The sequence below is a fragment of the Streptomyces sp. NPDC028910 genome (assembly GCF_055564955.1).
On record NZ_JBVHVF010000001.1, the window covers coordinates 17,839 to 37,325 of the forward strand.

Consider the following 19,487-nt stretch of genomic DNA (forward strand, 5'->3'; position numbering starts at 1 on the left):
CCCGCGCCTCAAACGCCGGCGAGGCTATTTTTCAGCCTCGCCGGCGTTTGAGGCGCGGGGTTCGGGGCGGAGCCCCGGTCTTTGAGCCGCGCCGGCACATCCAGCCCCGCCGGCGTTTGAGGCGCGGGGTTCGGGGCGGAGCCCCGGTCTTTGAGCCGCGCCCGCGATCGAGGCGCGAGGGGCGATGGCAGAGCCCCCCGCAGGGACTACGCGCGGGCCGCGGCCTCGTCGGCCAGGGCGGTCAGGTCCGCGATGGACATCGCACCCGGCGGCAGCCCTTCCCGCGCAAAGATGTTGGCCGCGTGCCGCAGGACGTCGTTCACCGGGGTGGGCACCCCGTGCAGACGGCCCAGCAGGGAGATCTCACCGTTGAGATAGTCCGTCTCCACCGAGCCCGTCCCCCGCGCCAGGCTCTGCCACGAGGATCCGCCCCGCACCCCCGGCGGCGGGTCCACCTTGCCGTCGCGCGCCTGCGACTGCTCCGCCTCCGAGGCGTACGCGATCCCCGCCGCCCCGAAGGCCGCCTTCGCCTCGCGGACCGCCCGCAGCAGCAGCGCCGCCTTCGCCGGGTCCGGCTCCGGGCCGGTCGTCGCCTGGATGGCGTTGCCCAGGTTCCCCAGCAGCTTGGCGTACTTCCACCGCATCACGTCCTCGACCACCGGCGCCTCGAAGCCGGCCTTCGCGAGGTCCGCCGCGACGGCCCGGCACACGGCGTCGCTGCCGCCCGCCGCCCGGCCCAGGTGCAGAATGCCGGTCAGCGGGGCGCACAGCGCCGAGACCACGCCCGGCTCAAGGAAGGTGGCGGGCAGCCATACGCACACCCCGTACACCCGCGCGAAGCGCCGTAGCGCCAGCCGCTCGCTCTCCACGCCGTTCTGCGCGCACAGCACCGGCAGCCGCTGCGCCGCCGTGCCGCCGCCCTCGACCTCCGCGTCGCCCCACGCGTCGAGGGCGGCGATGGCGTCCTGGGTCTTGACCGTCAGCACCAGCACGTCGTCGGGGCGCAGTTCACCCAGCTCGTCCGGTTCCGTGACGACGGGCAGCCGGTGCACCCGGGTCCCGTCGGCCGTCGTGAGCCGCAGCCCGTCGGCCCGCAGGGCCTGCGCGTGCGCGCCGCGCGCGACGAGGACGACCTCGCCGTCCGCCTCCGCGAGCCGTCCGCCGATGGTGGCGCCCACCGCGCCCGCGCCGATGATGATGTAACGCATGCCCACGAGCCTGGCACATCCGGCGCCCTGCGTTACCGTCGGGGCATGGTGAACGAGGCGTTCGAACTCGGCGGGGAGCTGCCCGTACGGCGGCTCGGCTTCGGCACGGGCGGTCTGGTCGGCCCCGGATACTGGGGTCCGCGCGGCGAGCGCGCCGAGGCCCGGGCGCTGCTGCGCACGGCGGTGGAGCGCGGGGTCACCCTCATCGACACCGCCGACAACTACGGCCCCGACCTGGCCGAGGAGCTGATCGCCGAGGCCCTGTACCCGTACGGGGAGCGGCTCGTCGTCGCCACGAAGGGCGGGGTGGTGCGCACCGGCCCCGATGAGTGGCACGTGGCGGGCCGGCCGGAGCAGTTGCGCCGGCAGTGCGAGGCGAGTCTGCGACGGCTGCGCGCGCAGCGGATCGACCTCTACCAGCTGCACCGCTTCGATCCCTCCGTGCCGATCGCCGAACAGCTGGGGGCGCTGGCCGAGTTGCGGACGGAGGGCAAGATCCGGCACATCGGGCTGGACACCGTCACCGCGCCACAGCTGCGGCTGGCACTGGAGTCGACGCCGATCGCCTCGGTCCAGAACCCCTACAACCTGCTGGACCGCGGCTCGGCGGAGGTGCTCGCGCTGTGCGAGGCGCGCGGGATCGCCTTCCTCCCGTACTACCCCCTGGGCAGCGGAGCCCTGACCCGGGAGAGCGCGGCCGCCCTCACCTCGGTGGCCGCCGCCCACGGTGCGGGGCCGGGCCAGATCGCCCTGGCGTGGCTGCTGCACCACTCGCCCGTCCTGTGCCCTACCCCGGGCACGGGTTCCCCCGTACACCTGGCGGAGAACCTGGACGCCACGACGATCCACCTCGCGGCGCGGGAGCTCGACCTCTTGGACGCGCTCGTCTGAGGGGTCACCGCACGTCGGTCACCGCCGCCGGTCACCGCACGTCGGTGCGCAGGTGGGCGCGGACGGTCTCGAAGAGTTCGGGCAGCTGTGACGGCTGCTCGCGGTCGGCGTCGTCGACGAGCAGCTGGTACACCTGTCCGCCCTCACCCGCGACGAAGAGTTCCACCCGGCGGCGGGGCGTGTCCGGCTTCTCCCAGTGGTAGTCCATTTCCAGCCGGACGGCGGTCCTGCCGTCCTGTTCGGTGGTGTGGCTGCGGGAGACGAGGTCGTGCATCTTGGACTCTGCCGTGTTCGCGTACCAGGCGAGCTGGCCGATGGAGGCCGCGTGGGCGGTGCTGCCGTGGGTGCTGTCGCGCTTGACGCCGATGCGGTAGCGGTCGTCCGGCGAGACCCAGTTGACGTGCATCGCGTCGTCATCGGCGATCTTCCAGCCGTCGGGCAGCGCGAGCGAGGCGGTGAGGGCCGCGGCCGTGACCGGGTGCCAGCCTTCGGGGAGCGGCGGCGGCCGACACCACGGCGGCCACCTCTGCCATCCGCCGGGTACGGCTGGTACGGGCGGCCGACGGCGTGTCGTCGTCCGCCGCGGGTAAGGCGTCGCTCATCGCTCCCCCTCCGTGTTTCCCCCTCCATTGAAACCGAACGGGCGTCGCCGGCGGGCGGGTTCGGATCGGATCGGATCGGATCGGATCGGATCAGCTTCCCGTCAGCTCCACGAGCTTGGCGACGGTGTTCCAGTTCCGGGTGGTGGCGTCGATGCCCTTGACGACGGCGGGCTTGGCGAGGGCCTCGGCCAGTTTCGATCGGCCCAGGCCGTTGGGGGCGTAGAGGTAGAGGACGCGGTCGCCGAGCCGGTACTCCTCGGGGAGGTACGCCGCCGGGTCGATGCCGGCGAAGCGCTCCGGGCCGGGCTGCTCGGAGAAGAAGGTGGCGTGCAGCTGCCTGCCCTCCAGCTCCGCGGCCGGGAAGGGACAGGCCCCGGCGACGGCGCGCAGGTACGCGCCGTCCAGCACCAGGCACGCCACGCGGAAGCCGAAGTGGGCCTCGATGGCTCCCTCCAACTCGCGGGCGAGCTCCTTCGGGTCCGTCTTCGCGCTGCTGAAGACGGCGTTGCCGCTCTGCAGGTACGTCCGCACGTCGCCGTGGCCGAGCCCCTCCAGCACCGAGCGGAGCTCCGCCATCGGGACCTTCTTGCCTCCGCCGACGTTGATGCCGCGCAGCAGCACCGCGTATGTCGTCGTCCTGGCCTTCTTCGTCATGGGGGCACCCTAGACACGGGCTACGACAGTTCGGCCTCGATGAGGTCGGCGGCCTGTCGCGTGCCGCCCTCGGTGGCCATCTGCGCGCGCAGGGCCTCGGCGCGGGCGGCGACCTCAGGGTCGGCGACCAGTCCGAGGACCGCCTCCCGGAGGGTCGCGGCGTCCGCCTCGGCCATCGGCACCTGCCGGGCCACGCCGAGCGAGACGAGCATGTCGGCGTTGCCGAACTGGTCGACGGCCTGCGGGACGGCGACCATCGGGGTGGCGGTGGCGAGGCCTTCCTGGCTGCCGCCGGCGCCCGCGTGGGTGATGAAGGCGTCGGCCTGGCGCAGGATGTCCAGCTGGGGAACCCAGCGGTGGACCTCGACGTTGGCGGGGATCGTGCCCAGGTCGGCCTCGTCGGTGAACTTGCCGATCTGCAGGACGACATGCCAGTCGGGCAGGTCCGCGAAGGCCTCGATGCAGGCGCGGTAGAAGGCGGGCTGCTTGGTGAAGGCGGAGCCGAGCGAGACCAGCACGACCTTCTTGCCCTCGGCAGCCGCGGGCCTGGTCCAGCTGCCCTGGGTCGCGCTGCGGTCGCCCTGGCAGGCGCCGACGAAGGTGTGGACGGAGTCGTCGACGCGGTCGGCGTGCGGCTGGAGCGCCCTGGGGATCAGGACGAGCCCGCGGCGCGGGCGGCTCTGGAAGCGGTCGACCTGGTCGCCGAGGCCGTTCTCGGTGAGCCATGCCGCGAAGTCGGCGTAGTACGCACGGCCGCGCTCGGACGCCTTCAGCTCGGCGAACATCGGCTCGGCCACCTCCTGCTCGTATCCCTCCCAGGCGACCAGGTTCGGGGAGAGGGAGACGGCGGGGACTCCCCACCGATGGGCGAGCACGGGCGCCGGGTAGGAGGTGATGTCGTGGAGGACGAGGTCCGGCTCGTCGCCCTCGAAGGCGGCGGCGAGCTGCGGGAGCGCTTGGACGGCGTCCTTGAGGAACGGCTCCAGGTGGTCGATGAGCTCGGTGCCCCAGGCCTCCGGGTCGTCGTCGGTGGGGAGGGTGGAGGTGTAGATCACGGGTGTGGCGCCGGTCTCCGCGATCTTCTCGGCGAAGGCGGCGGGGATGGCGTAGCTGACGCGGTGGCCCCGGGCGACGAGTTCCCGGATCACCTCGATGCTCGGGTTCACGTGCCCGTGGGCGGCGATGGAGAACATGGCGATGTGCGCGGGCTTGGCTGAGGTCATGATCCCACCATAACGAGACGAGACGTCTCGTGCAATGTCTTTGCCGGGGAAGGATGCTCGGGCCGCCGCTCTCAGGCGGGAGTGGAGGAGCCGGAGCCGCCCGTCCGGGCGGGTGCCGCCACGCGCTCGACGTCGGCGGCGAGCGAGTCGAACCAGGCGAGCGCGGCGTAAAACCGCTGGGGCGCGCCCCCCAGCGGTACACCCACCTCGCCCCCGCGAACAGCCCCGCCCGCGCCCCCCACCCGCACCCCCGACCCCACCGACTCCGCTACCGCCGGGCCCGCGGGGCCCGCTTCCGCCGGGGTCGCCGACTCCGCTGCCGCTGGGGCCGCGGGGGCCGCTTCCGCCGGGGCGGCCGACTCCGCTCCCACTGGGGCCGCGGGGGCCGCCCCCACCGGGTCCGCCGGATCCCGGCCCGCCGCGTTCGCCCGGTCCGCCCCCGCCCGGCCCGCCGGGTTCGCCGGGGCGGCCCCCACCGGGTCCGCCGGATCCCGGCCCGCCGTGTTCGCCCGGTCCGCCCCCGCCCGGCCCGCCGGGTCCCGGCCCGCCTGGTTCGCCAAGGCCGCTCCCGCCGGGTCGTTTGCCGCCGGGGCCGCTCCCGCCGAGTCCGCCGGGGCCGCTCCCGCCAGATCCGCCGGGGCTCGGTCCGGTGGGGGCGGTGGGGGCGTGGTGGCCTGCTTCGCCGCTTGGCGGATGCGGGCCGAGAGGGCGGCCGCTCGGGCGTGTAGCAGATGTCCGTGGTCCGGTCCGAGGGGCGGGCCTGCGCGGGCGAGCAGCCGGCGCGAGCCCCACAGCACGTGATGGCCCGTCATCATGGCCGCCTGCCAGTCCGGAGCGTCGCCCGCGGGCGCCCGCGGCTCGCTCTGGTGTTGCGCGTACGCGGACTCCGCCAGCGACAGCGCGTGCTGGAGCGGCCGGTCGTCGGGGGTGCCGCCCGGCCCGCCCGCCACCACGGCGGCCGTGGTGCTCTCGACCGTCTCGGCTTCCCTGGTCAGCAGCAGGGCGACCGCCCGGTGCAGCTCCTGCTGCGCCCCCCGGGGCCAGGCGAGCAGCCCGAACACAACGCCGATCAGGCTGCCGACGACCACGTCCACGATCCGGATCTCGGCCAGCCGCCACGTCACGGGGGCCAACTGCGCGAAGACGAAGGCCACGACGAGGGTGAACATGCCCTGGGCCCAGCCCACTCCCCGTACCGCGCCCACCCGGAACGCGACGAGCATGACGACCGGCAGGGCGACGGCGTAGACGGTGGTGCGCCCGCCGACCACGGCCAGTACGGCGCCGGTCGCGAGGGCGCCCACCAGCGTGCCGGTGAGTGCCTGGCGTACGGTCGCCCGGGTCTGGGAGGCCGTGGTCCGGGTCAGGCTGAGGACGGCCAGCATCGCCCAGAAGCCGTGGGGCAGCGACTCCACGCCCGCGACCGTACGGGCAGCCGCGAGCGCGAGGCTGATCCGGACGGCGTTCTGGAAGTACACGGACCGGGGCCCGGCGTGTGCTGCCAGCCGGTGCCACCACAGCCGGGGCGCGCGCTGACCGGCGTACCAGAAACGGCCGGCATCGACCCCGGCCGGCACGCGCGCGCGCCGGCCCCGTACCGCCAGCTCGGCCGCCGTCGTGAAGGCCACGGCGGCGTCCGCCACCTCCAGCAGCACCGCCTGACGGCGGCCCCGTGCCGCGGTCGAGGGCCGTTCCCGCGCGGTCGCGGCCACGGCTTCCTCCCGTACGCGCCGCAGGACGCCGGCCGCGTCGCTCCCGCCGGCCGCGCCGGCCACCTCGGCCGTGCCGTCCAGCAGGGTCGCGGTCTCGGTGGCGGCCCGGCCGACCGCGACCAGCACCTCGGTCCCCTGCTCCGGCGGCGGACGGCCCGGGGCCGGCGCGGGAAGGCTCGCCATGCGGCCGAGGAGGGTACGGGCGGCCAGTCCCGCGTGGGCGAGCGCGCGGTCCCGCAGGCCCGGTCCGGCGGGGCGTTCGGCCTCGTCGACCCGGAGGGGCCGCAGCGACTCACCGGCCGCGCGGGCCGCCGCCGTCGAAGCGGCGGAAAGGGTGTACGGTGCGCGGTCCAGCTCGGCGGCGCAGCGGGCGGCGGTGGCGGCGGCCCGCGCCGCCAGCCGCCGGTAGGAAGGGCCTTGCGGCTCGCGCAGCACGAGGGTCTCCGCGAGGACCAGCAGGACGAGGCCGAAGGTCACTCCCGCGAGCCGTTCGCCGAGGGTGTCCGGCGCGTACGGCGGGAAGCACGGCAGGATGTAGAGCAGTTGCAGCCCGGGAGCGGCGCCCGCCGCCCGCGGCCCGGCCGCCGCCGCGAAGGCCAGGACGAAGCCGATCAGCAGCATGCCGGCCACGGCGCTCCAGGTCCGCACCGCCAGGTAGGTGCCGGCCGTCACCAGCACCCAGGCCGCGGGCGCCGTCCTGACCATGACGGCCGCCCGCCGGCGGCCGGTGCCGGGGATGTGGGAGAGGGCCGCCATCGCCACCACCCCGAACAGGGCGTACGTCGCCGCCACCGGCCGGTCCAGCCCGTACAGGCACACGAAGAACCCGGCACACGCGGCGAGGGTGGTGCGGAGCGCACGCCGCGCCGCGGTCCCGGGGCCGTGGCCGGCGCCTCCGTCGCGTTCGGCGCCCATGACTCCAGCATCGGGCCGCCCGCGCCGAGCCACCACACACTGACTGACATGTCAGTCAGGCGCCCGCACTGGCGGTGATAGAACGAACTCCAGTACAGCGATGCACGGCACGGCGGATGCACGGCGATCACGACCCAACCGGCGAAGGACGAGACCAACGGCATGGACGAAGCTCAGGCCAGGGACGTACTGATGGCGGCGGGCCTCACGGGCCGGCGCGGACGGGGCGAGACCCGGGCGCCCGCCCTCCTCGCGCTCGGCGAGAACGCCGTCTTCGCCGTCGGCGACCTGGTGGTGAAGGTCGGCCGGGAGGCGGCGCTGCTGGCGCGGGCCGAGCGGGAACTCGCGGTGGCCGACTGGTTCGCCGCGGCCGGTGTCCCGGCGGTCCGCGCGGCCGAGCCGAAGCCGCGGCTGGTGGCCGGGCACCCGCTGACCCTCTGGCACCGGCTCCCGGACGCGGTCCGGCCCGCGGGCCCCGAGGACCTGGCGGTACTGCTGCGCGCCGTCCACGCCCTGCCCGAGCCGCCGTTCGCCCTCCCGGCGCGGGACCTGCTGGACGGCGTCGAGCGCTGGCTGCGGCTGGCGGGGGACGCGATCGACCCGGCCGACGCGGCGTTCCTGCGGGCCCGCCGTGATGCCTACGCCGGTGAGCTGGCGGCCCTGACCCCGCACCTCCCCCCGGGCACGGTCCACGGCGACGCCCTGCCGCGCAACGTCCACGTGGGCCCGGACGGTCCGGCCCTGGTCGACCTGGAGACCGTGTCGGCCGATCTGCGCGAGCACGACCTGGTGGTGATGGCCCTCTCCCGCGACCGGTACGGCATGCCCGCCGAGCACTACGAGGCGTTCGTGTCGGCGTACGGGTGGGACGTCCGCGACTGGGAAGGCTGCGCGGTCCTGCGCGGGGCCCGGGAGACGGCCAGCTGCGCCTGGGTCTCCCAGCACGCGCCCAGCAACCCGAAGGCACGGGCCGAGTTCCGCCGCCGCGTGACCTCCCTCAGAGACGGCGACCTGGAAATGCGGTGGCGTACGTTCTAGTGACGTACGTTCTAGGCGTATTGCCCCGGATAAGCCCGGACGGAACCGGACAGACCCGGACACCAAGTGCTCATGGATTTCCGGTCGCGCTCCGCCAGACCCGGCTCGGCCCGCGGCAGTTCGGCGTCACCCGCCCCACCCGGCCGCCCGGCCGCCCGAGCGTCGCCGCTCAGGCCGGGACCAGCCCCCGCAGGGGCCAGGCCGTGTCGATCACCGCGTCCGGGGTGCCCTGGCGGCGCAGGTACGACTGGAAGTCCCGGGCCCAGCGCGCGTGCCAGTCGCCCTGCCTGGCGTGCAGGTCGGCCGGGGCCAGAGCGGCCACCTCCGGATGCCGCTCGGCTATCGCGCGGGCCACCTGGACCGCGGCCAGCGCGTCCGCCCCCGCGTCGTGCGCGTCGTCGAGGGTGACCCCGTACACCCCGCAGACCGCCTCCAGGGTCCGCTTGCCCCGCCGGTAGCGGTCCACGGCCCGGTCGATGGTCAGCGGGTCCACCACCGGCCCGGTCTGCGCCCCGCCCAGCCGCTCGGCCAGCGACGGCAGCCCGTGCCGGGCCAGTTCGGCCGCCAGCAGGGTCAGGTCGAAGGCGGCGTTGTACGCGACGACCACCGCGCCGGCGCACCAGTGCGCGACCAGAGCCCGCGCGACCTCGTCCGCGACCTCCCGCGCCGGGCGGCCCTCGGCTACCGCCCGCTCCGTGCTGATCCCGTGGATCGCCGAGGCCCCTTCCGGGATCGGTATGCCGGGATCCGCGAGCCAGCCGCGCCGCTCGCGCACCGCTCCCTCGCGCACCTCGACCACGGCCGCCGTCACGATCCGCGATTCCCCCGGCTCCGTGCCGGTCGTCTCCAGGTCGAATCCGATCAGCACACCGCCGTGCCAGTCCCCCATGCCCCGCCCCTCCCCCGCACACCTTCGGTCAACGGCTTTCAGCCTGCCACGGGGCACTGACAAGCCGGCCGACGCCCCCCCTCGAACCCCCAACCCCTCGAACCCCTCGAAGATGCTCAGGACACCGGGCGGGAGTCCTCCCACATCGACTCGAATTCCTCCCGGTACGTCGTGAACAGCCCGTGGTCCGCGTCCTTCGGCACTCCGCGTCCACCGCCCCTCAGGACGAGGACGGGGGACTCCATCCCGCGCGCCCGCCGCAGGTACGACTGGACCACCGCGATGCCCGAGGACTGCCCCTCCACCAGATAGGCGGTGAACCGCGGGGTCTCGTCGAAGACGTGGATCTCGAAGCGCGAGGGGTCCCGCAGACCCGCCCGGATCCGGCGGACGTGCAGGATGTTCATCTCCACCGAGCGGCTCAGCTCGCCCTTGCGCAGCCCCAGCTCCCGCTCGCGCCGTTTGACGGCGCTGCTCGCCGGGTTCAGGAACAGCAGCCGCACCCGGCAGCCGGCCTCCGTGAGCCGGACGAGTCTTCGGCCCGAGAAGTTCTGGACCAGCAGGTTGAGCCCTATGCCGATGGCGTCGAGCCGCCGCGCGCCCCCGAAGAGGTCCTCGGCCGGGAGCTGGCGCTGCAGGCGCACCCGGTCCGGGTGGACCGAGATGACGTCCGCGTACCGGTCGCCCACCAGGTCCTCGACGGCGTCGATCGGCAGCCGGTCCGCCGAGGGGCTGCCGGAGCCCCCGCCCAGTACCTCCAGCAGCCGCGCCGAGGCCCGTTCCGCCTGCTCCAGCACGGCCCGTGACAGCGCCCGGTTGCGGGAGACCACGTTGCGGGTGACCTCCAACTCGTCCAGGGCCTGCTCGATCTCGCGCCGGTCGTCGAAGTACGGCTCGAAGCAGGGCCAGTGCTGGACCATCAGCTCCCGCAGCTGGGGCAGGGTCAGGAAGCTCAGCACGTTGTCGTCGGCCGAGTCCAGGAGGTAGCCCTTGCGCCGGCTGACCTCGCGTACGGCCACGGCCCGCTGCACCCACTCCTGGCCGGCGGGCCCGGCGGCGGCGACCACCCAGTCGTCCCCGCCGTGCACCGGCTCGTAGATCGGCCGCAGCACCGCCCCGACCACCGAGCGCAGCCGCTGTTCGATCAGGTTGAGCCAGATGTATGCCCGGCCGGCCCGCTGCGCCCGGGTACGGACCTCGCTCCAGGCCTCCGCGCTCCAGTCCAGCTCTGCGCCGGCCCGTACGCTCCCGGCCGCCGCCGGTCCGCCCGCCAAGGAGACCGCACCGGCCGCGACCCCCGCCGGTGCCCCGCCGGGGACACCCCCTGGGGCGTCCGCCGGGCCACCCTCGTGACTGCTGTCACCAGGGGGCAGCTCCAGACCTCCCGAGCTCACCCGTGCACCGCCTTCTGCGTCTGGACGCCCGTCTCCAGTGATCACGGAAGGGTACTCCGCGCGCGCGGCCCGGTGCAGCCCGATGGTCCGTACACCGGCTGTCCGTTGACCCATTATCGGATGCGCGGACAGTCCGTTGACCCGCATATCGGCTCTGCGGGTCACCCGGTAGGACCCCTGCCAAGTCCGCGCGTAGGGCCCCTCTTTCGGGGAAGATCTGGCAGTGACGTGGTCCACGCCCGATCAGCCGGGACATCCTCCGACATCGAGGGAAGAGTCGTTATTCATGCAGGTCTGGCCGGGACAGGCGTATCCGCTCGGCGCCACTTACGACGGCGCCGGCACCAACTTCGCGGTCTACTCCGAGGCCGCCCGGAGGATCGAGCTGTGCCTCCTCCACGACGACGGGTCGGAGACCGCCGTGGAACTGCGCGAGACGGACGCCTTCGTCCGCCACGCGTACCTGCCCGGCGTCATGCCGGGCCAGCGCTACGGTTTCCGCGTCCACGGCCCCTACGAGCCCGAGCACGGGCTGCGCTGCAACGCGGCGAAGCTGCTGCTGGACCCGTACGCGCGGGCGATCAGCGGAAGCGTGTCCTGGGGCGAACAGGTGTACGGCTACCACTTCGGCCGGCCCGACTCGCGCAACGACCTGGACTCCGCCCCGCACACCATGAGCTCGGTCGTGGTGAACCCCTACTTCGACTGGGCCAACGACCGGCCGCCGCGCCACGAGTACCACCACACGGTGCTGTACGAGGCGCACGTCAAGGGTCTGACCATGAACCACCCGGAGCTTCCCGAGGAGCTGCGCGGCACGTACGGGGCGCTCGCGCACCCGGCGGTCATCGGCCACCTCGCCAAGCTCGGGGTGACGGCGCTGGAACTGATGCCGGTGCACCAGTTCGTCCACGACCACCGGCTGGTCAACGACGGGCTGAGCAACTACTGGGGCTACAACACCATCGGCTTCTTCGCCCCGCACAACGGCTACGCCTCGGGCGACCGCGGCCAGCAGGTGCTGGAGTTCAAGTCGGCGGTCCGGGCGCTGCACGAGGCCGGGATCGAGGTGATCCTGGACGTGGTCTACAACCACACGGCCGAGGGGAACCACCTGGGCCCGACGCTGTCCTTCCGCGGGCTGGACAACGCCTCGTACTACCGGCTGGCGGACGATCCGCGCCACTACATGGACACCACCGGCACCGGGAACTCCCTCCTGATGCGCTCCCCGCACGTGCTCCAGCTGATCATGGACTCGCTGCGCTACTGGGTCACCGAGATGCACGTGGACGGTTTCCGCTTCGACCTGGCGGCGACGCTGGCCCGCCAGTTCCACGAGGTGGACCGGCTGTCCTCGTTCTTCGACCTGGTCCAGCAGGATCCGGTGGTCAGCCAGGTGAAGCTGATCGCCGAGCCTTGGGACCTGGGCGAGGGCGGCTACCAGGTGGGCAACTTCCCGCCGCTGTGGACCGAGTGGAACGGCAAGTACCGGGACACCGTACGGGACCTCTGGCGCGGGCAGCCGCGCACGCTCGCGGAGTTCGCCGGGCGGCTGACGGGCTCCTCGGACCTCTACCAGGACGACGGGCGGCGCCCGCTGGCGTCCATCAACTTCACCACCTGCCACGACGGTTTCACCCTGCACGACCTGGTCTCGTACAACGAGAAGCACAACGAGGCCAACCGGGAGGGCAATCGGGACGGCGAGACCCACAACCGGTCCTGGAACTGCGGGGTGGAGGGGCCGACCGAGGACCCGGACGTCCTGGAGCTGCGCGAGCGCCAGATGCGCAACTTCACGGCCACCCTGATGCTGTCGCAGGGGGTGCCGATGCTCAGCCACGGCGACGAGTTCGGCCGCACCCAGGGCGGCAACAACAACGCGTACTGCCAGGACAACGAGTTGTCGTGGGTGCGCTGGCCGGAGCCCGGCAAACCGTCGCCGGCCCTGCTGGAGTTCACCCGGCGGATGGTGTGGCTGCGCCGCGACCACCCGGTCTTCCGGCGGCGCCGGTTCTTCCACGGCCGTCCGGTGGAGGGCACGCACGACGAGCTCTCCGACATCGCCTGGTTCACCCCGCAGGGCGAGGAGATGCGGGCGCGCGACTGGCAGGCGCAGCACGCGCGGGCGCTGACCGTCTTCCTCAACGGGGAGGCGATCTCCGAGCCGGGCATCCGCGGGGAGCGGATCACCGACGACTCGTTCCTGCTGATGTTCAACGCGGCCGCGGATCCGCAGGACTTCACCATTCCGGCGGGGCACGGCGCGCAGTGGCGGCTGGTGGTGGACACGGCGCGGCCGGAGGTGCTGCCACCCGGCACCGGGCCGCAGTACGCGGCCGGTGACCGGGTGCCCCTGACGGGACGATGTCTGGTGGTGCTTCAGCGCCCGGCGTAGGAGGCCGCTTCAGCGCCCGGCGTAGGCGGCGCCGCCCTCTCCGGCCATCGGGGAGGCGGTCCGCCGGGCCGGCATGGATGTCTCGGCGCCGGGCGTACGGGCGGCGGGCACCCGGGTGACGAGGGCGAGGGTCAGGCAGAGCGCGGCCGCCCCCACGGCCACGGCGAAGGCCCCGGTGGGGCCGTACCACTCGGCGAGGCGCCCGCAGACGACGAGCGCCGTGGCCTGGCCGGCCACGAGGCAGCTGGCGGCGAAGGCCATCGACGTGGACAGCCGGGCCGGTTCCACGGCCCGTTCGGTGAGCGCGAAGGCGGTGATCAGGTGCGGCGCGTAGGCGGCCCCGAGGACGGTGACGACGGCGTACAGCGGCCACAGGCCGTCGGTGAACAGCAGGGGCGCCGAGAGCACCAGGGCCGCGCCGGTCGCCACCCGCCAGCGCAGCCGCAGTCCGAAGCGGGCGGGTAGCGCGCCGAGCGAGAGGCCGACGGCCGCGCTGACGACGCCCATCGCGGAGTAGACGACGGCGGCCTGGTCGGGGACGCCCAGCCGGAGGGTGAGCGCGGTGATGCCGGCCTGGCAGGCGCCGAACATGGCGCCCTGGAGGGCGAGGGAGCCGCGCAGGGAGTAGACCATGCCGGGCGGCCGGACCCGGCTGCCCGGCTTCCGGTCCCGGACGGGGGACCCGGCCGTGACGGCGGCGGTCGGGTGCAGCGCGTAGGCGGTACCGAAGACGGCGACGAGCCCGGCCGCGCCGGCGAGCGCGAAGGCCGGGTGCGCGAGGAGCGCGGCGAGCCCGACGAGGGCGGGTCCGAAGACGAAGGAGACCTCGTCCAGGGTGCCTTCGAGGGCGTGGACGGCGCCCACGACGCTCTCCTCGGACCGGGCGCGGCGGGCCAGGGCCACGGAGCGGGTCCGGGCGAGCGGCCCGATCAGCGGCACGGAGGCGCCGGTGAGGGCGCCGATCGCGGCGAGCGGGAGCGTGGCGAGGTGGGTGAGCGCCCCCGCGACCAGAGCGGCGGTGGCGACGGCGTTGACGGCGGCGGCGGCCAGTACGACGGGCCGCTGCCCGTGCCGGTCGGCGAGCCAGCCGAGGACGGGTCCGAAGAGGACCTGGCCGAGGGAGAGCGCGCCTCCCACCGTGCCGGCGGTGGCGAGGGAGCCGCTGGTCTGGGCCACCAGCAGGAAGCTGCCGAACTGGGACATCGCGACGGGCAGTCGGGCGAGGAAGGAGACGAGGGGGAGAAGGGGCCCGGTCAGGGCGATGACTCTTCGATAGGTGTTGACGGTTCCAGCCACTTGATCGACATTAACCCGGTGCAGTCACTCGGATGCATTGGGTCATGGCACGGAATCCGGCAGGCTGGGTACGTACGTTCTCATGAGCCAGCCGCACTCGACCACCGAATCGGAATCTGATGTTCCGACACCTGTCACTCCGGCGTCGACCTACCGCCTCCAGCTGCGTCCGGAGTTCCCCTTCGCGGCGGCCGAGGCGGCCGTACCGCACATCGCCTCGCTCGGCGTGTCGCACCTGCACCTCTCCCCCGTACTGGAGGCGGTGCCCGGCTCGGCGCACGGGTACGACGTGACCGACCACTCCCGCGTACGGGCCGAGCTCGGCGGCGAACCGGGCCTGCGGGCGCTGGCCGCGACCGCCCGGGCGCACGGGCTCGGCCTGGTCCTCGACATCGTGCCCAACCACATGGCGGTCCCGACGCCGCTGCGGCTGAACCGGCCCCTGTGGGAGGTGCTGCGGGACGGGCCCGACTCGCCGTACGCCCGCTGGTTCGACATCGACTGGGAGGCGGGCGGCGGTCAGGTGCTGCTGCCGGTGCTCGCCGGGCCGGTGGACTCCTGCGACCTGCGGGCCGACGGCGAGGTGCTGCGCTACGGGGAGCAGGAGTTCCCGCTGCGGGAGGGGACCGCGGGGCTGGCGCTGCCCGAGCTGCTCGCCGCGCAGTGGTACCGGCCGGCCTGGTGGCGGGAGGCCCGGACGGCGCTCAACTACCGGCGCTTCTTCACGATTTCGGACCTGATCGGGGTCCGGGTGGAAGACCCGGAGGTGTTCACGGCCACCCATGCGAAGGTGCTGGAGCTGGTCCGGGACGGGGTCGCGGAAGGGCTGCGGATCGACCACGTGGACGGGCTGGCGGACCCGGAGGAGTACCTGCGGCGGCTGCGGGCGGCGGCGGGGGACGGCTGCTGGGTGGTGGTCGAGAAGATCCTCGCCCGCGAGGAGCGGCTGCCGCCCGCGTGGCCGGTGGCGGGGACCACCGGGTACGACGCGCTGCACCGGGTGGACGGGCTGTTCACCGACCCGGCGGGGGCCGCGGAGCTGGCGGCCCGGTACGGGGAGTCCACCGGGCTGCCGCGGTGGCCGGAGGCGGCCCGGGCGTGCGCGCGGGAGGTGCTGACGGGCGATCTGGCCGCCGAACTGACGGCGCTGGAGCGACAGGCAGGCGCCGAACTCGGCCCGGCGGTAGGTGAGTTGCTGATCGCGTTCCCCGTCTACCGGACCTATCCCGGAGATCCCGGGCTGCCGCCGCGCGCCCTGGAGCAGGCGTCCGCGGTGGCCGGTCCGCACGCGGTCGCCGGCGTACGGGAGCTGCTGCTGCGGGATCCGGCCTTCGCCGCGCGCTTCGCCCAGACCTCGGCGGCCCTGCGCGCCAAGTCCCTGGAGGACCGGGCCTTCTACCGGTACGCGGCTCTGCTGTCCGCCACCGAGGTCGGCGGGGAACCGGGGCGGCCGGCGGTGTCGGCCGCGGAGTTCCACGCGTACTGCGCCGCCCTGGACCGGGAGTGGCCGGGCGCCGGGACGGTGCTGTCCACCCACGACACCAAGCGCAGCGCGGACGTCCGGGCCCGGATCGCGGCGCTCTCGCAGGCGCCGGACCTGATGGACGGCCCCGCCGGCCCCGACCCGCACCCCGACCGCGACCCCGATCCCGACGCCGACCCCGACCCCCACCTGGCCTGGATGGCCCGGCAGACCGCGCTGGGGCTCGGCCCGGTCCCCGAGGCCGTGCCCCGCCTGGCCGACGCGCTGCTCAAGGCGGTCCGCGAGGCCGCCCTGCGCACCAGCTGGACCGACCGGGACGAGGGCTACGAGGCGAGCGTCGCCGGTTACGTCCGGGCCCCCCTCGACCTCCCGGCGGACCTGGCGGAGGCGGCCCGCGCCAACCTCCTCGGCATGGCACTGCTGCACCTGGCGATGCCGGGGGTCCCGGAGATCTACCAGGGCGCGGAGACCGAGTACCGGGCCCTGGTCGACCCCGACAACCGGCGCCCGGCCCGCTTCCCCCGCCGGGAGCTGGAACGGCTGGACGCGGGGGCCGCCCCGCAGGATCCGGCCGAGGAGAAGCTGGCCCTCACGGCCACGCTGCTGCGGCTGCGCCGGGACCGGCCGGAGCTCTTCCGCGGCTACTCCCCCGTCCTGGCCCGGGGACCGGCGGCCGACCACCTGGTGGCCTTCACCCGGGCCCCCGGCCTGCTGGTCGCGGCCACCCGGCTGTCGCACCGGCTGGCCGCGTCGGGCGGCTGGCGCGGCACCCGCCTGCACCTGCCCCCGGGGACCTGGACCCCCGCCCTGCCACCCCACCCCCCGCGTCCGCCGCACAGCGGAGCGCCGGAGGTGGCGACCCTGCTGGACGGCCACCCGGTAGGCCTCTGGCTCCGCCGCTGACCCTCTGGCTCCGCCGGTGGGCCTAGGCGGCGCCCCGTTCCGGCTGCTCTTCCAGCGCCTCGGTGGAGGCCGACGGCCAGGGCGTGCACGGTGGCGAGGTGCGGTTTCGCCGCCGGCCACACCGGCCGCGGCGCGGGTGGCCCGCTCGGCCTGGCGGGCACTGCGGACGGCGAGCTGCGCGTGCGGGAGGAAGGCGCGGCCCATGGGGGTGAGCCGGACCCCGCGCGGCAAGCGCTCCAGCAGGGCGCCGCCCACGGACCGCTCCAGGTCCGGGGCCGGAGCCCCGGGCAGCGACGGTGCGGGTACGGGCGGAGCGCGGCGGGCATGGCATCCCATGTGACTCTCCTCCGTGACATGTGCTACCCCACTCCGCAGGAACTCGGGCTGGCCGCCCGCGCGCTGGCGGACGAACACCCCGGCGAGGTCCGGCTCCGCCAGGTCGGCACCTCCCGGGCCGGGCAGCCGCTGTGGGTCCTGTCCGTCGCCCCCGCCGCCGGCACCCCGCGGGGCGCCGACCGCAACGTCCTCGTCGTCGCCGGAGCGCACGCCAACGAGCCCGTCGGCGGCGCCACCGCCCTCTCGCTCGTCCGGCGCCTGCTCCTCGACCCGGCGCCGCGGGCGGGCTGCGGCTGGCACTTCCTGCTCTGCGCCGACCCGGACGGCGCGGACCTGCACCGCACGCCCCACCCGTACTCGCTCCTGGACTACCACCGCGGCTTCTACCGGCCGCCCGGCCCCGAACAGCCCGAGTGGGCACCCTCTTTACTGCCCCCGGACCGGCTGCCGCCCGAGACCCTGGCCCTGACCGCGCTCATCGACGAACTGCGGCCCGTCCTCCAGGTCTCGCTGCACGCCACCGACCTGGGCGGCTCCTGGGTCCAGCTCACCAGGGACATCCCGGGCCTCGCCGAGCCGTTCGCCAAATCGGCCGCCGAGCTGCGCATCCCGGTGGAGAACGGGGCCTCGGACGCCGCCGGCTGGCCCTCCCCCGGGCCCGGGATCTTCGTGATCCCGCAGCCGGGCAGCGAAGCCGCCGGCGCCTTCCACCCGGAGGACACCCGGCTCAGCACCTGGTACCACGCCCACCGCTACGCCGGTACCACCGCGATCGTCGAAGTCCCCATGTGGGCCTCGGACCTGGTGGACGACCCGGCCCCGCACCCCGACCCGCGCGGCGCCCTGCGGATGCTCGCCGAGCGGCTCGTGGTGGACGCCGCGCTCGTCGCCGCGGTGCGGGACCGCATCCGGCCGGGTCCGCCGCCGTACGGGGACCCGGCCGCGGCGCCCCTGCTGCGCGCGGTGGACTGGACGCTCGCGCTGATTCCCCGGATCACCGCCGAGTGGACCGGCGACGGGGCTCCCACGGAGGCCACGGCGGCGTACATCGCCAGCATCGACGCCTTCGGGCGGCGGCTGTCACTGCGGGCCGCCGCGATGCTGCTACGGGTGCTGGGCGCTCAGGGGCATCCGGCGGCGCCCGGGCTGGACCGGCTGGTCACCGGGTGGTGCGAGGAGTTCGCCGCCCGCTTCGGGGCCCGCTGGGTCCCGGTGGCCACCCAGGTGGAACACCAGTCCCGGACCGTCCTGGCCACCTACGAACGCCTCGTGGCGGCCGACCACCCGGCCGGCAAGCCCTAGGTCGTGTCGTCAAAGTCCCTCCCCCAGCTACCGCTGGGAGGTGCCCCCGGGGCTGGCGGGGCCTGCCCCGCCCTCCGGGCGGCCGACGCTACTTTGACGACATTCCCTAAGCTTGGCGTTTAACCTCAGTCGCTCGCACGCCGCACTCGTCAGGGTGAATCGTAGGTGTCTGCGGGCAACGCCCGGTCTCGCCCTGACCAAGAATGTTGTGGATTCCATTCCACCAACAGCAGTTTGCTGCTGTGCTGTCAGGAGACGACCATGAGCGAAGGCCGGATCGACGCGGTTCCCGAAGCGGACTTCGTCGAGCAAAACGTTCCCGCCTACCCCGACGACCTCGACGAGGACACCGAGACGGAGTTGCCCGTAGACGCGGTGGACAAGGACGAGGACGCCGAGATTGAACCGGTAGAGGACAGCGGCGCGGTTCCCGAAGCGGACTTCGTCGAGCAAAACCTTCCCGCCTACCCCGACGAGGACACCGAGACGGAGTAGCCCGTAGACGCGGTGGACAAGGACGAGGACGCCGAGATTGAACCGGTAGAGGATCAAGCTGACCTTGTCGTTTAACGTATGGCGTCCAACGAGCTCGAACTTGATCAGTGTTTTCGCAGTTCGGCGGGACGTTTGCCGGGCCTAAGGGTTGTCCCGCAACCGAGCAGATGAGCAGAGGCGTACGAAGCCAACTGGTCGAGACGGAGGGGCACACCGCCAAGGGGCGGCCCCAGCCGGCGGCCCGCGAAGAGCCGCTCCAGGGGCGCCCCGCGCTCGGCATACGGCCGCAGGGTGAGGGACGCCGTGGCGCAGGAGGCCGAAAGCGACCAAGTGAGCCGGCCACCTTTTCGCCCGCCGTACCGATTCCGCGGGCTCGTCCCGCGCGCTCCGAACGCGGGTAGTAGTGGGCCACCGCCTACGGCCCGCGGAGGGCCGGGTGGGCTGCTTCGTCAAGTCCCGCGTTTCCGTGCCGTGACCGCAGGCCCGTGGGTGGGGCGCAATGGAGTGATCGGTTGACGCCGAAAGACGGCGGACGGGCAAACGCCCCACCGAATTCCACGACCTCTCCTGAGGAGCCTTTCCCCATGACCGCCACCCGGACCCGACGTGTCGTCCCCCTCCCCGAACAGAGGGTGCCAGGCATGTCGAACGCAAGATCAAAAATATCCAGGGCGTCAAGCCCAGCCGACAGAACCCTCCTCCGCCTCTATCAAGCGATTTACATTACAGCAGCCGGAGTGCTGGT

Annotated in this window: 13 protein-coding genes and 2 pseudogenes; 6 read left to right on the plus strand and 9 right to left on the minus strand. The window is 74.0% G+C overall.

Annotation, left to right across the window (positions count from 1 at the left end):
• Positions 1 to 206 precede the first annotated feature (206 nt).
• Entirely contained in the window at positions 207 to 1,208 is a 1,002-nt protein-coding gene (locus tag ACZ4TV_RS00095; protein WP_468129007.1) for a ketopantoate reductase family protein, read from the minus strand.
• 45 nt (positions 1,209 to 1,253) lie between these two features.
• Between ACZ4TV_RS00095 and ACZ4TV_RS00100 the strand changes: the two genes are divergently transcribed.
• A complete protein-coding gene (locus ACZ4TV_RS00100; protein ID WP_468129009.1) occupies positions 1,254 to 2,099 on the plus strand; it encodes an aldo/keto reductase in 846 nt (281 codons plus the stop codon).
• Between the two features lie 31 nt (positions 2,100 to 2,130).
• Here the strand turns inward: ACZ4TV_RS00100 and ACZ4TV_RS00105 are convergent, their stop codons facing one another.
• From ACZ4TV_RS00105 to ACZ4TV_RS00120, 4 genes and pseudogenes are all read right to left on the minus strand, one after another.
• Positions 2,131 to 2,505: a hypothetical protein gene (locus tag ACZ4TV_RS00105; RefSeq protein WP_468129011.1), complete on the minus strand. Its 375-nt coding sequence runs from the start codon at positions 2,503 to 2,505 to the stop codon at positions 2,131 to 2,133.
• 286 nt (positions 2,506 to 2,791) lie between these two features.
• On the minus strand, positions 2,792 to 3,355 hold the full coding sequence (locus tag ACZ4TV_RS00110) for a DUF1697 domain-containing protein (RefSeq protein ID WP_468129013.1): 564 nt from the start codon (positions 3,353 to 3,355) through the stop codon (positions 2,792 to 2,794).
• Between the two features lie 20 nt (positions 3,356 to 3,375).
• Positions 3,376 to 4,613: pseudogene (gene mgt / locus ACZ4TV_RS00115) on the minus strand (macrolide-inactivating glycosyltransferase).
• Between the two features lie 36 nt (positions 4,614 to 4,649).
• Positions 4,650 to 7,205 (minus strand): FUSC family protein, encoded by a 2,556-nt coding sequence (locus tag ACZ4TV_RS00120; RefSeq protein WP_468129015.1) that lies wholly within the window; start codon positions 7,203 to 7,205, stop codon positions 4,650 to 4,652.
• Positions 7,206 to 7,367: 162 nt separating this feature from the next.
• On the opposite strand from ACZ4TV_RS00120, the gene ACZ4TV_RS00125 reads away from it, so the two are divergent.
• The gene (locus ACZ4TV_RS00125; RefSeq protein WP_468129017.1) at positions 7,368 to 8,243 is read left to right on the plus strand and encodes a phosphotransferase enzyme family protein; all 876 of its coding nucleotides are present in this window, start codon (positions 7,368 to 7,370) and stop codon (positions 8,241 to 8,243) included.
• 169 nt (positions 8,244 to 8,412) lie between these two features.
• Here ACZ4TV_RS00125 and ACZ4TV_RS00130 read toward each other — a convergent pair whose 3' ends face one another.
• Positions 8,413 to 9,132 carry an exonuclease domain-containing protein gene (locus ACZ4TV_RS00130; RefSeq protein WP_468129019.1) on the minus strand — a complete coding sequence of 240 codons (720 nt, stop codon included), beginning with the start codon at positions 9,130 to 9,132 and terminating at the stop codon, positions 8,413 to 8,415.
• Between the two features lie 116 nt (positions 9,133 to 9,248).
• Complete coding sequence (locus ACZ4TV_RS00135; RefSeq protein ID WP_468129021.1) at positions 9,249 to 10,526, minus strand: SAV2148 family HEPN domain-containing protein; 1,278 nt, start codon at positions 10,524 to 10,526, stop codon at positions 9,249 to 9,251.
• Positions 10,527 to 10,812: 286 nt separating this feature from the next.
• Between ACZ4TV_RS00135 and glgX the strand changes: the two genes are divergently transcribed.
• Positions 10,813 to 12,927 (plus strand): glycogen debranching protein GlgX, encoded by a 2,115-nt coding sequence (gene glgX, locus ACZ4TV_RS00140; protein ID WP_468129023.1) that lies wholly within the window; start codon positions 10,813 to 10,815, stop codon positions 12,925 to 12,927.
• 9 nt (positions 12,928 to 12,936) lie between these two features.
• Here glgX and ACZ4TV_RS00145 read toward each other — a convergent pair whose 3' ends face one another.
• A complete protein-coding gene (locus ACZ4TV_RS00145; RefSeq protein WP_468129025.1) occupies positions 12,937 to 14,223 on the minus strand; it encodes an MFS transporter in 1,287 nt (428 codons plus the stop codon).
• 82 nt (positions 14,224 to 14,305) lie between these two features.
• Between ACZ4TV_RS00145 and treY the strand changes: the two genes are divergently transcribed.
• Positions 14,306 to 16,609 carry a malto-oligosyltrehalose synthase gene (treY, locus tag ACZ4TV_RS00150; RefSeq protein ID WP_468129027.1) on the plus strand — a complete coding sequence of 768 codons (2,304 nt, stop codon included), beginning with the start codon at positions 14,306 to 14,308 and terminating at the stop codon, positions 16,607 to 16,609.
• Positions 16,610 to 16,674: 65 nt separating this feature from the next.
• Here the strand turns inward: treY and ACZ4TV_RS00155 are convergent.
• A pseudogene (locus ACZ4TV_RS00155) lies at positions 16,675 to 16,945 on the minus strand (hypothetical protein); the annotation flags it as partial.
• On the opposite strand from ACZ4TV_RS00155, the gene ACZ4TV_RS00160 reads away from it, so the two are divergent.
• Both ACZ4TV_RS00160 and ACZ4TV_RS00165 read left to right on the plus strand, forming a co-directional pair.
• The gene (locus tag ACZ4TV_RS00160) at positions 16,946 to 18,247 is read left to right on the plus strand and encodes a M14 family zinc carboxypeptidase (protein ID WP_468129865.1); all 1,302 of its coding nucleotides are present in this window, start codon (positions 16,946 to 16,948) and stop codon (positions 18,245 to 18,247) included.
• A 261-nt stretch (positions 18,248 to 18,508) separates the two neighbouring features.
• Positions 18,509 to 18,742 (plus strand): hypothetical protein, encoded by a 234-nt coding sequence (locus ACZ4TV_RS00165; RefSeq protein WP_468129029.1) that lies wholly within the window; start codon positions 18,509 to 18,511, stop codon positions 18,740 to 18,742.
• The last annotated feature ends 745 nt before the right edge of the window (positions 18,743 to 19,487 follow it).

Excerpts from the sequence above, each read along its gene's own strand:
- ACZ4TV_RS00095 (WP_468129007.1), bottom strand. The coding sequence starts at position 1,208 with ATGCGTTACATCATCATCGGCGCGGGCGCGGTGGGCGCCACCATCGGC.
- ACZ4TV_RS00100 (WP_468129009.1), top strand. The coding sequence starts at position 1,254 with ATGGTGAACGAGGCGTTCGAACTCGGCGGGGAGCTGCCCGTACGGCGG.
- ACZ4TV_RS00105 (WP_468129011.1), bottom strand. The coding sequence starts at position 2,505 with ATGCACGTCAACTGGGTCTCGCCGGACGACCGCTACCGCATCGGCGTC.
- ACZ4TV_RS00110 (WP_468129013.1), bottom strand. The coding sequence starts at position 3,355 with ATGACGAAGAAGGCCAGGACGACGACATACGCGGTGCTGCTGCGCGGC.
- ACZ4TV_RS00120 (WP_468129015.1), bottom strand. The coding sequence starts at position 7,205 with ATGGGCGCCGAACGCGACGGAGGCGCCGGCCACGGCCCCGGGACCGCG.
- ACZ4TV_RS00125 (WP_468129017.1), top strand. The coding sequence starts at position 7,368 with ATGGACGAAGCTCAGGCCAGGGACGTACTGATGGCGGCGGGCCTCACG.
- ACZ4TV_RS00130 (WP_468129019.1), bottom strand. The coding sequence starts at position 9,132 with ATGGGGGACTGGCACGGCGGTGTGCTGATCGGATTCGACCTGGAGACG.
- glgX (WP_468129023.1), top strand. The coding sequence starts at position 10,813 with ATGCAGGTCTGGCCGGGACAGGCGTATCCGCTCGGCGCCACTTACGAC.
- treY (WP_468129027.1), top strand. The coding sequence starts at position 14,306 with ATGAGCCAGCCGCACTCGACCACCGAATCGGAATCTGATGTTCCGACA.
- ACZ4TV_RS00165 (WP_468129029.1), top strand. The coding sequence starts at position 18,509 with ATGAGCGAAGGCCGGATCGACGCGGTTCCCGAAGCGGACTTCGTCGAG.